Origin of the sequence: Actinobacillus equuli (assembly GCF_900636745.1) — a bacterium.
Lineage (GTDB): Bacteria > Pseudomonadota > Gammaproteobacteria > Enterobacterales > Pasteurellaceae > Actinobacillus > Actinobacillus equuli.
In genome coordinates this window covers 1,461,642-1,476,212 of the sequence record NZ_LR134310.1, presented here as the reverse complement: position 1 = coordinate 1,476,212, position 14,571 = coordinate 1,461,642, and the positions used below count along the sequence as shown (strand labels likewise).

15 protein-coding genes are annotated in these 14,571 nt (G+C 32.3%); 1 reads left to right on the top strand and 14 read right to left on the bottom strand.

Annotation, left to right across the window (positions count from 1 at the left end; translation table 11 throughout):
• Window positions 1–34: 34 nt before the first annotated feature.
• From EL121_RS06995 to EL121_RS06945, 11 genes are all read right to left on the bottom strand, one after another.
• The gene (locus tag EL121_RS06995) at window positions 35–982 is read right to left on the bottom strand and encodes a beta-1,6-N-acetylglucosaminyltransferase (RefSeq protein WP_197050929.1); all 948 of its coding nucleotides are present in this window, start codon (window positions 980–982) and stop codon (window positions 35–37) included.
• Window positions 982–2,001 (bottom strand): alcohol dehydrogenase catalytic domain-containing protein, encoded by a 1,020-nt coding sequence (locus tag EL121_RS06990; protein ID WP_039198694.1) that lies wholly within the window; start codon window positions 1,999–2,001, stop codon window positions 982–984. Before EL121_RS06990 ends, EL121_RS06995 begins: the two co-directional genes overlap by 1 nt.
• Entirely contained in the window at window positions 2,002–2,706 is a 705-nt protein-coding gene (locus EL121_RS06985) for an IspD/TarI family cytidylyltransferase (RefSeq protein WP_039198691.1), read from the bottom strand.
• Between the two features lie 3 nt (window positions 2,707–2,709).
• Window positions 2,710–3,720: a glycosyltransferase family 2 protein gene (locus EL121_RS06980; RefSeq protein ID WP_039198688.1), complete on the bottom strand. Its 1,011-nt coding sequence runs from the start codon at window positions 3,718–3,720 to the stop codon at window positions 2,710–2,712.
• A gap of 1 nt (window position 3,721) precedes the next feature.
• Entirely contained in the window at window positions 3,722–4,789 is a 1,068-nt protein-coding gene (locus EL121_RS06975) for a glycosyltransferase family 4 protein (RefSeq protein ID WP_039198685.1), read from the bottom strand.
• Entirely contained in the window at window positions 4,782–5,621 is an 840-nt protein-coding gene (locus EL121_RS06970) for a LicD family protein (protein ID WP_039198682.1), read from the bottom strand. Before EL121_RS06970 ends, EL121_RS06975 begins: the two co-directional genes overlap by 8 nt.
• Window positions 5,622–5,642: 21 nt before the next feature.
• Entirely contained in the window at window positions 5,643–6,434 is a 792-nt protein-coding gene (locus EL121_RS06965; RefSeq protein ID WP_039198679.1) for a DUF4422 domain-containing protein, read from the bottom strand.
• A 13-nt stretch (window positions 6,435–6,447) separates the two neighbouring features.
• A complete protein-coding gene (gene glf, locus EL121_RS06960; RefSeq protein WP_039198678.1) occupies window positions 6,448–7,557 on the bottom strand; it encodes a UDP-galactopyranose mutase in 1,110 nt (369 codons plus the stop codon).
• A gap of 18 nt (window positions 7,558–7,575) precedes the next feature.
• Window positions 7,576–8,994: an oligosaccharide flippase family protein gene (locus tag EL121_RS06955; protein WP_231554677.1), complete on the bottom strand. Its 1,419-nt coding sequence runs from the start codon at window positions 8,992–8,994 to the stop codon at window positions 7,576–7,578.
• Between the two features lie 7 nt (window positions 8,995–9,001).
• Window positions 9,002–10,108, bottom strand: a complete 1,107-nt coding sequence (locus tag EL121_RS06950) for a hypothetical protein (protein ID WP_129545054.1) — start codon at window positions 10,106–10,108, stop codon at window positions 9,002–9,004.
• A gap of 111 nt (window positions 10,109–10,219) precedes the next feature.
• Window positions 10,220–11,335 carry an LPS O-antigen chain length determinant protein WzzB gene (locus EL121_RS06945; RefSeq protein ID WP_039198672.1) on the bottom strand — a complete coding sequence of 372 codons (1,116 nt, stop codon included), beginning with the start codon at window positions 11,333–11,335 and terminating at the stop codon, window positions 10,220–10,222.
• Window positions 11,336–11,579: 244 nt separating this feature from the next.
• On the opposite strand from EL121_RS06945, the gene erpA reads away from it, so the two are divergent.
• A complete protein-coding gene (gene erpA, locus EL121_RS06940) occupies window positions 11,580–11,921 on the top strand; it encodes an iron-sulfur cluster insertion protein ErpA (protein WP_005598685.1) in 342 nt (113 codons plus the stop codon).
• 111 nt (window positions 11,922–12,032) lie between these two features.
• Here the strand turns inward: erpA and cysE are convergent, their stop codons facing one another.
• From cysE to secB, 3 genes are all read right to left on the bottom strand, one after another.
• Window positions 12,033–12,848 (bottom strand): serine O-acetyltransferase, encoded by an 816-nt coding sequence (cysE, locus tag EL121_RS06935; RefSeq protein ID WP_039198671.1) that lies wholly within the window; start codon window positions 12,846–12,848, stop codon window positions 12,033–12,035.
• Between the two features lie 11 nt (window positions 12,849–12,859).
• Window positions 12,860–13,870 carry an NAD(P)H-dependent glycerol-3-phosphate dehydrogenase gene (gpsA, locus tag EL121_RS06930; RefSeq protein ID WP_039198668.1) on the bottom strand — a complete coding sequence of 337 codons (1,011 nt, stop codon included), beginning with the start codon at window positions 13,868–13,870 and terminating at the stop codon, window positions 12,860–12,862.
• Between the two features lie 193 nt (window positions 13,871–14,063).
• Window positions 14,064–14,561: a protein-export chaperone SecB gene (secB, locus tag EL121_RS06925; RefSeq protein WP_039195596.1), complete on the bottom strand. Its 498-nt coding sequence runs from the start codon at window positions 14,559–14,561 to the stop codon at window positions 14,064–14,066.
• Window positions 14,562–14,571: the final 10 nt, after the last annotated feature.

The following is a 14,571-nucleotide window of genomic DNA, read 5'->3' as shown; positions in this document are numbered from 1 at the left end:
GATTAAAATATATTTATATAATAATGAACATCTTTTACGACTCTTCAATTAACTCTTTAATGAATAAAGCCATTCGGGGATATGTAACCAAATCAAATTTTCTTGAAAATAAGTGACCGCGTTTTTTGGCATAGCGTAACTGCTCAAAATCCTGTTCAGAATCTCGCCACGTATGTGGAGAACCATCCCACCAGTTGATATAGCGAAGATTTCCTTGAAAATCCTCAGGTTTATCATTAATTCGCTCGCAAGAATAAATCTTATCTGTTAAGCCTAGCTTTGATAGCATTGTTGGAATAAAAATTTCATCACTAAATACAGAATATTTAAAAACTTGTCGTACAAATGCCTCATTTTTCAGCAACATTACTACTGTAGCATTATCTAAACTTACCCAATTTGATGCATATCCAACTGTTAAATCATGCTTTTTAATCAGATCTATACCTAGCAAAGACTGTACTTCTCTTTCCATTCTACGATAAAGTGATAGCGCTTTCTTTAAGACTCTATTATTGAAAGTACGAGAACTCACATTTGAAAAAAGGTGATAATATTTCAACCTATTTTGAACTTGATTTTTTATTGCTATTTGTTCATTTACTAATGAAAGAAAAACTTTATTTGGGTTTGCTTCAAAAAAATCATAGATATGCTTATTACTTGCTAATGGTAAATCAACACCAGAAAGTAAATGGTAATAACTATACTCACCTTTATTGTACGCTGTATTAAATAGTACTAATTCAGCCGAAATTTGAGATGTTCCCCCCCAATAAATAGGAAGACGCTTAGTAAAGAAAATAGAAGAATACTTAACCTTACTTTTTATTTTAAATATCCACTCATCTGAAAAATCAGATTTTTCATCAACTAAAATAAATATATCATGATATTTATAATCTAATAGTGAAGATAAAAATACTAATTGCTCAAAATTATTATGTGCAATAATTAAATAAGCATGTTTATTCATTTTCATTATATATCCCACTTAAAAATAGTTTTAAATGATGTAGATAAGTCCACTTCAAATACCCGATGAATATCTGTTATACTCTTAACTGGTCTCTCCTCATAGAGGATATTTTTTAGTCGGTTCTGAATACGTTTATTTTCTAACATTTTAATTGTATTCTGGAAATCCACACGTCCTGAACGAGATGAGCCGACCAATATCAATCCTTTTTCAAGAATATCTCTTGTATTAATAGCAACTTTCATATCACTTACGCCCATCAATACAACCGTCCCTTGTGGATTGATATATTTAATAATATCATTTACTGCTTGCTCACTTCCCATCCCTCCACAGCATTCAAAGGCATGATCGAAACTTATATTTTCTGGAACCTCATTAGTAAGGTAAGTATGTTCTACAAAATTAAACATTCTTAATTTTTCATGGTTACGCCCAACAACGGTTACCTTAATTTCAGGATATAAATAAGTTAAGGATGTTGCTAATACATAAGATAAACTACCATCACCAAGTATCACTACTGACTTTCTCATTGAATGTGCAATTTTTTCAAAACGATCTATTGCATGCATTGTTACACTCACAAACTCAGAAATAACAGCAATATGATCATCTATATCATCATATTTCACTAACCGATCTTGCGGTAAAGCCACTATTTCCTGCATAAATCCATCAAAACCACTTGAAAGAAACTTAGTACCCTTCATATAGTTCTCATAAAATTCTGCATCACTTTCCCTTGGTGGCGAATTTGGTATCATCACCACCTTTTGCCCAACTTTAAAAGTATTAGTTGGATCAGAAACAACAACGCCACAAGCCTCGTGAATCAATGCCATTGGCAATTTTTTTGCTAAAATATGTGGTTCTCGTTTTCCTTGGTAATATCTCTGATCAGCGTGACAAAGTGCCATATAAATTGGTTTAACCAATACCTTTGCATCATCGATATTTAACTCTTCATGTTTAACTAAAAAGTTCCTTGGACTAACAAGCTGGAATACTTGATTTAACATCTAAATATCCTCAATCATACTTTTTGCAATTTTCAAATCAGTAATGGTAGTAATTTTAATATTTGAATATTCACCTTTCACTAAGGCAACTTTTTTCCCACTAATAACGAAAATTTTACAAGCATCTGTTAATATTTCCTTTTGTTCTGCTGATAGCGCATAATACAAATCTAAGAAATCTTTCATTCTAAATGTTTGTGGTGTTTGTCCTTGATATAAGTATTGACGTTCTGGAATATCTGTAATTATTTCATTATTTTTACTTTCTACAATCGTATCTGTTGCCTCTACAACTGTATCTGCTGCATCATATTTTGATAATAATTCAATATTATCTTTAATTGTGCGTACACTAACAAACGGACGAACAGAATCATGTGTTACAATGATATCTTCAGAATTAACCGATTGTATTGAATCAATCTTTTTAATGATATTTTCAATGGTAGAATTCCTATCGTCCCCCCCTTCAGTCAGAACGATTCTCTCTGCATAGTTACTAAGATGTTTATCAATCAAATCTTCAGTATAACCAATCCAATCAGGGTGTACACCAATAATAATTCGGTCAAACTGAGGAATTAATAAAAACTTCTCTACTGTATGTATTAAAATTGGCTTTGAGCCTAATTCTAAAAATTGTTTTGGAATATCTAATCCCATACGAGATCCAGTTCCACCCGCTAAAATACCTGCGTAAATCATATACTACCCTTTATTTTTTTGAATAAAATTTCTATTTAGAAAACTCATTAAACTAAAACTAATATAATTAGTTTTCCTTAAAATAGTCAATTTTTTCCCAAAACTATTCTCAAAAAATAATTTATTTAAGTAAGCCAGCTCACCCTCAAATTCTAATAAATCATTTTTAGCTTTTTTAACATCATTCCGAGAAAGATGAATATTTGCATGGATAGCAATAATTTCACTAATTAACTGCTTTAATAATCTTTTTTCTATTAAAGATGCCATATTATAATTATTAAAAAACTTGACTAATGCAAAAATTACTGTTTTATGCATTCTTACATTTTTAATGTAACTCCCAATACTCACGCTTTGTGTAGGTGAGCCAAGTCGATAACGGTACACAGGCTTCTCAAAATAAGAAATCGTCTTAATATATGGCATTGGAAAAGTGTTATATTCTAAATCTACATAGAAACAATTTTCATCAATTTGAATATTATTATCTCGAAGGATATTTGTTTTTATTGTAATTGAATGCATTACCGGTAGCTCATTAATCTCCGATAAAAAATCCCTATAATCATAAGTTTCTCTTATTTTTCCTACTTGATAACTATAAATTCTTTCAGTTTTAGTATTCATATATACCTTAGCGAACGGAGAGATAACTTGATCATCTGATATATTCTCTAAATAACTAATTAGCTCAGATAAATTATCCGTATCAACCCAATCATCTGCATCAACTACTTTAAAATATTTACCTGTTGCTACTTTGATACCAGCATTAATAGTCGAACCATGTCCACCATTTTCTTTATCAATTACCACTACTGTCTCCGGATAATCAGACTTTAATTGATGAGCAACAGCTAACGTATTATCTTTCGAACCATCATTCACAATAATAAGCTCTAATTTATGGACATTGCTAATAGATAATATAGTAGGCATTGTTTCCAACAAATAACTTTCCGCATTATATGATGGAACTACAATACTCAATATTTTATGAAATATACCCATACTATAAATCCTCTATTAATTCTAACCATTTAGCCACAACGACATCCTTAGCAAATTTTTCAACATCTAACTTAGCATTATCGGAAAAAGATTTTCGCAAATCTTGATTTTCAATTAAGCAAGAAATTTTTTCCGCCATTTCATTAATATCATAATTCTTTACTAAAAAACCATTTATACCATCTCTAATAATCTCTGATGGTCCTGTGGGACAATCAAAGCTTACTATAGGTAATCCAAATTTCTTTGCCTCTAATAAAACTAGTGGTAATCCTTCAAAATATGAAGTCATAACATAAATAGAGTGCCCAGGATAAATTCTCTCTACCCCCTTAACTAATCCCTTTAGATTTATATTGCTTAAGGCCTTCAAATCATTAGTTATTTCCTCTTTCCCTTCACCATAAATATCCCAAGTCCAATTAGGATGTTTCTGATAAATTTTTTGAGAAACTAATTTTAACAAGTCATATCCTTTTACTTTTTCTAGACGACCAACTGTAATTATCTTATTAGACTTAATATCAATAGATTCCTGAATTCCAATATTATCAATCCAATTATAAATAACTTCTACTTTACTAGAAGGTATATTATATTTATCAATATAGCCTTTTTTGTTTTCTTCAGTTAAAACAACAGACTTATCAGAAAAATTAGCACCTAAGAATCTTTGCAAAGCATAAAATTTATTTCCATAATCATGGTGGATTGTCATATGATCACAATTAATAGTTTTTACATCTGTAAATAAAGTACTTAATAACATTATAGCATTAGAATGTACACCTATCGAAAAGACTATATCAATAGAATTATTCAATACATATTCTCTAAGTCTTTTAGAACCTGAGACTATAGCATTTCTTACTCTTATCTTCTTATCAAAAATATTATAAAACGGTATATTATCTAAATCATAGATATTATCTTGAATTGATGTTGCAATACTCACAACATGCACGTTATGGTAATTAGAAAGCTCTTTTGCTAGTTTTATGGCAACAACTTCTGTACCACCTAAAATATCAAAACTATATTTTAAAATAACAATATTTTTTTTATTCATTATTATCTCCTAGGGAAATAACATCATATTGATGTGGAACTCTAGAATTTTCTGGAGGTAATTGCATATAATTTCTTCCATAGATAGCTTCAAGATATTCTTTATATTTACTAGGTACCTTGACCTGAATCGTTTCAAAGGGTAATAATACACCATGACCAAAATAGTCTGCAGGTACTAATTCTTTTAGTTTGTAAGCACCTGTATAATTTCCAGCATAATATTCACTCATATCATATTTAGAAATCACAGATACATAATATTTTTGGCAAGTCTCATATCTCAAGAGTTTCTCAGTATTCAAAATAGAAGCTAATTTAATAATTAGCTTCTCAATAAAAGGTCTATCTGATTTATTCTGGTTAACAATTTTATTAAATTGGGATAATTGAACTAGCATACGAGAAAATAAATAGTTTTTCTCATGCAACCATTTTTTTATTGGATTTTTAGGTAAACCATCGATAGGGAAAATATCAATCCATAAGCTTTCTTCATGTGGAATATTACTATATTTCATCAAGATCTTTGTTGAAGAATCTTGTAAATTCATAAATGCCTTAGTAAAGTTAGGTGTATTTCTCTCATTTACTAACTTATAAGGAGAATTAAATTCGCTTGGTTTTAATTCCATTAACTTATTATAGTCTTTTCTAGGCATTCCAATATCAATATCATCATCCCAAGGAATAAACCCCTTATGTCTTACTGCACCTAATAATGTTCCACCTAGTACATAATAAGTAAGATTATATTTTTCACATATACGAATAAACTCTCTAAGAATATTTAATTCCTTATATTGAATTAATTTTATAGTTTCAGTTGTCATACTTGTCCTTCCAAACCAAATTTAGAAGCTATCTTTATATTTCTTCCCAAGTAGTTTAGCCATTAAAAAAGATTTCCCTTTTTTAAATAAATCCACCTTTTCCATATACATAAAAGGTACACTTATACTATTCAGTTGTTCATAAGACAACCAAACATTGAAGAGCCGCTCACTTACTCGACCAAATAATCTTGCTTCAAAGGGTGTATATTTACGAAGATCAATTTTTCTATACATTTCATCTAGGATAGGAAATAACCATTGGCAATATTTATCAACCAATGGTTTTTTCATAATAAACATATTGAACATATAACCACTTCGCTGTTTCATTACCCTATCGAAAGATGCAAGATACTCAGGACAATTCCTTTTAATAATATCTCTTGCTAAATCTAAATGAGAACTTTCGAAAGTATGTGCATAATGTGAATATAAGGTTTCAATATAATATCTACGCTTTTGGGGTAAAATTACATCTACCTTGTCTAATAAATCCTCAATATCAGACTGAGATAAAACTACATTATCAATGTTAATCCCAGAATGATACGACTGTTTTTTCGCTGTCAAATAACGGCGATAATGCACTAACCCAAGATAATCACAATCCAAATTTTTCCAAGCCCAATATAATCCTGTTAATTCACAATAATAAGGGTTTAATTGTGAAATATGCTCCCCAGAATTATCTTTTAAATAGCCAATATCAGTTTTCCCTTCTGCACCAACATGAATTGGTATATACAGCAAATTATCTTTTGGCATATGAAATTGCTTATGGGTTGCAACAATAATCTTAACGTTTTTCAATTAAGCATTCCCTTTAGTTAATTAACTCTGCTCTCGCAACCTTCAATGCAATTGCAATCACTTGGTGCATATCAAAATAACGATACATACCTAAACGTCCACCAAAAATTACATTTTTTTGCTCATCAGCAAGTTTAGTATATTGAGCATACAATCGGTTATTTTCCTCATTATTTACTGGATAGTAAGGTTCGTCGCCTTTTTGCCACGTTTTTGAATGCTCTTTAGTAATAATTGTTTTTGGTTGAGTACCAAATTCAAAATGCTTATGCTCAATAATACGAGTATATGGCGTTTCTGAATCAGTATAATTTACTACCGCATTACCTTGGTAGTTATCCATATCAAGTAATTCTGTTTCGAAACGCAAACTTCTATATTCTAACTCACCTAACTGATAATCAAAAAATTCATCAATCATACCAGTGAAGACAATTTTAGGGTAAGCGGTCAAATATTCCTGTTTTTTTGCAAAAAAATCTACATTTGTTTCAACATCAATATTTTCATGATCAAGCATTTTTTCCACAATTTGGGTATAGCCACCAATCGGTATGCCTTGGTAGATATCATTAAAGTAGTTATTGTCATAAGTTAAACGTACAGGCAAACGTTTAATGATAAATGCAGGTAATTCTTTACATGCTTTTCCCCATTGTTTTTCAGTGTAATCTTTAATAAGTTTTTGATAAATATCTATTCCCACTAAAGAAATCGCTTGTTCTTCCAAGTTTTCTGGCTCTTTGCCATTTAATACTTGGCGTTGTTCGTCAATTTTTGCCAAGGCTTCCGCTGGCGTTACAACGCCCCAAAGTTTATTAAAAGTGTTCATATTAAAGGGTAAGTTATAAATTTCGCCCTTATAATTAGCAATAGGCGTATTAGTATAACGATTGAATTCGGCAAATTGATTTACATAATCCCAAATTTCTTTATCACTAGTATGGAAAATATGTGCACCATATTCATGAACTTGAATACCTTCCACTTCTTTGGTGTAGATATTGCCCGCAATGTGATTACGCTTTTCAATCACTTTTACCTTTTTGCCTGCAAGAGCTGCTTCTCGTGCAAATACTGCACCAAATAAACCAGCGCCTACTACTAAATAATCGTATGCCATAGAAACCCTTATTTTTAATTAAAAACTCAATTTATGTTTTACTATTACCAAAATATTTTCAGACAAGAATTTCTCTTTTAATAGTACTAATAAAATGAGATATACACTAAAGAAAATAATCGCAGCTAATACCAACATAAAAAATATCGAGAAGTTAGCCACATCCAATATCAATTTAGTAGTTATCGCACTAACTAAAATTGCACCAAAAATTTTGCAATACTGAATATCTCTAAATAGAATATTCCAATACTCTTTTACAAAAATAAATTGCAAAATTAAAACCACAAGTTCTGCAATTGTGGTTGAAATAGCCGCACCTGTTGCCCCTAACTTAGGAATAAAGTATAAGTTTAATCCAATATTAGCTATAGCTCCTCCTACAACTGAAATGAGTAGTATCCCATCTTTTTTAAGTGGAAGTAAAATTTGAATACCTAAGATATTTGTAATTCCCACCAATACTACTGTGAACATTATTATTTTTAAGGGAATAATTGATTCTAAATAAGCATTACCCGCTAAAACTAAGATTGTTTCTTTTGAAAATACGGCAAAAAATACTGCAACAGGTAAAGAAATCAACATAATAAAATTAACTGATTTCTTTAATGCTAAATTAAACTCTATCGTCATATTATGTTGTATATAATACGATAACCTTGGCAATAAAACTACTCCAAGTGAGGTCACAATACTTAGTAAAATTGCTTTAATTCTTACTGCTGCATTATAGTAACCAACATCTGTATCTGTTCTTAAAAAACCCAGCATTGTTGCATCAGTATTCGTATAAACAGAAATTGCGAAACTCGTTAAAAAAAGCAAAAACATTGGCTTTAAATGCTTTTTCAACTCATAACTTGAATACCATTTAAAAGAAATATACTTTCTGACATTGATAATATTTAGAATGCTGGAACCAACAGCGGCAATCATACTAATCAATGCAAAAGTAATATAATCTGATTTTGAATTAATAAAGATGAAAGTTGCAACTAAAGCAATCAACCTAAATAAAATAGTTCTAACCGTGATATATTGATATTGCTCAATACCCTTATAAAACCACTCAATGCCAATAATTGTGAATAAGATAAGTAATGATGTGATGTTTAATAAAGCCTTCTCTTGCCCTAATTTATCAGAGAAAAATAATAAGGTGAAGAAAACCAAATATGTAAAAAACATCATTACCAAATTAATAAACAGAATCTCTTGCGTAACTTTACTTAATTGATATTTATTATCTCTAACTTGAGCAACAGCCCTTACTCCATAATTTGCAACGCCAAACGACGATAACATAATAAAATAGGTAACAAAAGATGTAGCAAAAGCTACTTTACCCGTTCCTTCTGGTTCTAATATTCTAGAAACATAAGGAAAAGTAAGTAGCGGAAATAAAAAATTAGAACCTGTTAAAATCAAGTTCATAAAAAAATTAAACTTGACGGATTTTATTTTTTGCATTTTTAATAGGTAATGATGAATTATGATAATAGGCTAACATAAGAATCCAATATACATTTATTGATATGTCTAATAAACGGTCTTCAATCATACTATTAAATGAAAGTATAATAATTACAGGTATAAACTTATAATCATTAAGCTTTAAACGTTTTGATGTCAACCACATAAAACTAAAAGTCGATAAAATAGTGAAAACAACACCGTATTTCATCATAAATTGTAAGTAGGAAGAATCAACATAGTTATAGTCTTCTCCCATTTCTTGAACAGAGCCACCAAGCCCTATAAACTCTATTTTCTGACCTAATAGAGGAATAGAATATTCTTGAAATGCTTTATACCCTAGGTACAAACGCCCACTTAATGCTTTATTTATAAGTTCAAAAATTTCATCCTGTGGCGTATAGTTATATGACAAATAATAAATAATTAAAAAACCAATCGGGTAACAAAATATAATGCATAACTTTAAAAAGTTATGCCTATAAATATTGTTAAATAAAAACAAGCTTAAATAGTATAAGCATAGAAATAAAATAATGCTATAAGCTGCCATTCGAGCATCTGAAAATTCCAATGATAAATATGCTGCTACAGCAGATAACATCCATAAAACTATATTATTAATTATTCTTTTGGGGTTCATTAAATATGCAAAAGCAATAACTAAACTTTGTAAATATGCAGCAAAAACCGTTGGATAACTAGTACCAAATGAATTCCTAATTTTAACTTCACCTTCCCTAATTCTTACATATTGTAGATTTGATATGATATCCAATAATGTAGATATATATGTAAAAAGTAATAATATTATTATAGAAATCAGAAAAGCAGAAAGAATATACTTAAAATTAACATTCTTAGCACTAAGTATAAGGGCTATTAAAGTAATTAATTGCCTATCTCCTGTATTTAAACTAATAACACACATTAATAAAAATAAAAAAGCATAAACAACTATTTCTTTTAAGAAGAAAGTATCAACTAAAATTAGTTTCAACAATAAAAATAAAATTACTATTGAAAAGAAAATTACTTTCACCAAACCATACGAAGTTATAGAATTATACATTGTATGGTTCAGAAAAGTATTAATTAGATAAAATACAAAACTTATCAAATAGAACAGATTAGCATAGTATTTACTACCTTTTATACTTATTCTATGACCCATAAATAATCTCTAATTCTTTCTCATCAAGACCACTTGGGCAAAAACCACCAAGCATCCTAAAATCCCACCAAGCACAGCACCAACAATCAATAAAATAAAACGCTTTGGCCAATCTCGTTTTACAGGAAGTTCCGGGCTTGAAACATAGCTATAAGCTTGACCTGTTACTTTTTCTGCTTTAGGAAGTAAAATATTTAATTTAGAAAGCTGTTCTTGAATCTGATAGTATCTTGGGGAATAAACAATTTCTCTTGCTTTTATAACATCTAACTGAGCTTGTAGATTTTTTTCACCAAGCATAAATAAATATACTCCATCAGCTAATTTAGAATCTGATAATGGAATTTTTGTATCACTCACCGCAAAATTAGCTACAGAACCAGTCGATGAAAATGCCGAACTGTATTCTTTAATTCCGGCTTTTTTTGCCATTTCAAGTGCTTTTTCTAGGTTTTGAACTTGAACTTTGCGTTGAATCTCTTGGTTTTGTTCAATCAATTCCTTTTCATAATTAAGATTAAAGATACGTTCTTTTACCCAATAAATAAATTCATTTTTACTAAACTTAAAAGATGTATCGCTTACATGCTGAATAAAATCATTCAACATTTTTTGTGACGATACTGCTGTGTCATATGAAACAGTTATTTTGCTGCCTAATGCATTAGGATCTTTCTTAACATCTGGCTTTGTCACTTTGAGCAATCCTGTTGCAAACCCAGTAACTGAGTTCTGCAAACTTGCCTCATTTTCTGCTTCCGCAAGCTTCTTATAAGCCTCTGTTGTCTTAAAAAAAGATTCGGCTTCATCATAAGAAAGTACATAACGCGAAAACAGCTCATATAACTCATTACGAACATCATTCGCATTAAATTCAGAACCAACAATTAAATTATATTCTTTTCTTAATGATAAATATTCAGATATGTCTGTAACTCGAGGCGATACAACTTCAGCCTGAGATGTCCATTTTTCTTTCGCAGTAAAAGCATAAACTGCAGATAACGCAGTAAAAAGAAGTGTTACAAAAATGATAGTAAATTTTCTTGCCCAAAGGATACGAATAAGTTCAATAAGATCAACTTCATCATCTCGCTCTAATTTTGTTTGTTCAAGTATTTTCATAATAAAATGTCCCTATATATCGGCAACCAACGAACAATTATATATAAGACTTACTCAATTAACAAATAAAGCATCATGCATAGCGTGTAAACTTCTGTAAGACGCTTATGCATTGACTATTTATAGTACTCATTAGCTCATCAGAGTATTGTGGCATATAGCCAAAGGAAAAGAATATTATTGAAGAACTTCAAATATTGATAGATAATATTAGGAATTTTTCCATTCAATTTGAGCATAAAAAATGAGCGATATTCAAATCCCTCTTATCTTTACCGATGCTGCGGCGAAGAAAGTTAAGAGTTTAATTGAGGGCGAAGATAACCCGAATCTTCGTTTACGAGTGTATATTACGGGTGGTGGTTGTAGTGGTTTCCAATATGGTTTTACCTTTGACGACCAAATTAATGAAGGTGATTTAACTATCGAAAACCAAAATGTTGGTTTGGTGGTTGACCCAATGAGTCTGCAATATTTAATTGGCGGAACGGTAGATTATACCGAAGGTTTGGACGGTTCTCGCTTTGTGGTACAAAATCCAAATGCGAGTTCAACTTGTGGCTGCGGTTCGTCATTTAGCATTTAAAATTGACCGCTTGTCATACGACTTTCTACAGTATTAAACCAAAATTAAGGGCTGAATCGGTAATACTTCGGATTCAGCCCTTTCAATTGGCTTAAATAGCGCTATGTAAGGTTAGATACCGTCACCATAAGTCCCTTCGATATCCTCAAAATATTGGTTCATATCAAACGCTGGTTTTTGTGCGGAAGATTGTCCGATAATACGAGCCGGGACACCCGCCGCAGTAGCGTGATCCGGCACCGGTTGTAATACAACTGAATTTGCGCCAATTTTCGAATAACGTCCAATTTCAATATTACCTAGGATTTTTGCACCCGCCCCTATCATCACACCTTCACGAATTTTCGGGTGACGATCGCCGTGTTCTTTACCCGTACCACCTAGGGTTACGCCCTGTAAAATTGACACATCATTTTCAATTACTGCCGTTTCACCCACTACAATGCCTGTCGCATGGTCAAACATAATGCCGCAGCCTAATCTCGCTGCCGGATGAATATCAACATCAAATGCCACAGAGATTTCATTTTGTAGATAAATTGCTAGCGCTTTGCGACCTTGTTGCCAAAGGTAATGTGTCACACGATAACTTTGAATCGCATGATAGCCTTTTAAATACAACAGTGGTGTTGTCCATTTATCTACAGCAGGGTCTCGAGTACGAACCGCATCAATATCGCAAGCGGCACTGGCAATAATTTGAGGATTTGCCTGATAGGCTTCTTCAATAATTTCTTTTAACGCAATCGCCGGCATAATTGGGTTAGCCAGTTTATTGGCTAAGATATAACTCAGTGAGCCACCTAAATTACTATGCTTTAAAATGGTTGCATGGAAAAAGCTGGCAAGCATCGGCTCATTCTCGACCAATTCCTGCGCTTCTTCTCGGATATTCTGCCAAATTTGATTAAGTTCGCTTTCGTTCATGTAAAACCTCTTTATTCGCCTTTGCGTTCACGCCCTAATAAAGTTGCAACAACATCATGTGCATTTTTACCACAGAATAACATCTGGTAGATCTGTTCGACAATCGGCATTTCAACCCCTTGGGTTTGAGCCAGTAAATACGCCTCTTTCGTATTGTAAAAACCTTCTACCACTTGCCCGATTTCCGCCATGGCTTCCTCAGCAGATTTTCCTTGCCCGAGCATTAAACCGAACCGACGGTTACGTGATTGATTATCGGTACAGGTTAGTACTAAATCGCCCAGCCCAGCCATTCCCATAAAAGTATTGGCATTTGCACCCAATGATGCACCTAAACGGCTAATTTCAGCTACACCACGGGTGATAAGTGCCGTTCGTGCATTTGCACCGAAGCCCATTCCATCAGAAATACCAGCTCCAATGGCAATTACATTCTTAATCGCACCGCCTAATTGTACGCCAATCATATCGCTATTCAAATAAACACGGAAAGCCTTAGAACAATGGATACGCTGCTGCATTTCATCAGAAAATTGGTGGTCATTTGAAGCTAAAGTGATTGCTGTCGGTAAACCTTGTGCTAACTCTTTTGCAAAAGTCGGGCCGGAAAGCACCGCTAGCGGATATTGAGTACCAAGAATTTCTTCAGCGACAGTTTGTAATAAGCGCCCGGTATTACGTTCCAGCCCCTTCGTTGCCCACATAATACGATGATGAGCATTCAATAATGGACGAATTTGCATCAATACATCAGCAAACACATGGCTTGGCACAACAATTAAGATATCCTTTGCTTTTGCCAGAGCCTGTGCTAAATCACTTTCAATTTCCAAAGCATCAGGAAAAGTAATACCCGGTAAAAAAGCATTATTCATTCGTTCTGCAGCCAAAATCGCCATTTTTTCCGGCCGGTGTCCCCATAAATAAGTTTTATGGCCATTACGAGCCAGCGCAATAGCTAGTGCCGTACCATAAGAACCTGCACCTAAAACCGTGACGGGTGCGGAATACATTTCACTCATTAATATTATCCTTATGCGATGAAGTATTTAGAGATTGGAATCAAAATTGGCTAATTAAAATAGAAAAGCTCAATATATCATTTGATGTGAATCCGTCAATTCCGGCAATTTAAACCTATGCAAAGTTTTACGCTGTTATGAGAAGAATGGGATAAAGAAAAAGGTATGCAAAATTGCATACCTTTAAAAAAGATTAGTTTACTGCCGGCGCTTCTGCGTTTTGCTCTGCTTCTTGGCGTTGTAAGTAATCCATAAACAGTGCATCGAAGTTTACCGGTGATAAATTCAATGCCGGGAATGTACCACGGTTTACTAGGCTAGCAATTAATTCACGTGCATAAGGATAAAGCACGTTAGGACATTGTGATGCTAAACAATGTGCTAATTGAAGACCTTCTAAGCCCTTAATTGTAAATACGCCCGCTTGTTTTACTTCACAAATGAATGCGGTATCACCACTATCTTCTAATGTGGTTGAAACATTAATGTGTAATACTACTTCATAAAGATCTTCATCTAACTGTTTAGTTTCAGTATCAAGCTCAAAGCCTAATTGCGGTTTCCACTCTTGATGAAAAATAGTTGGTAAGTTCGGTGCTTCAAACGAAACGTCTTTGATATAAATACGTTGAATTTGAAGTTCAAATGGGAGCTGTTCTTCTTGAGCAGCAACTTGATTTTCTTCAGCCATAATATTTCCT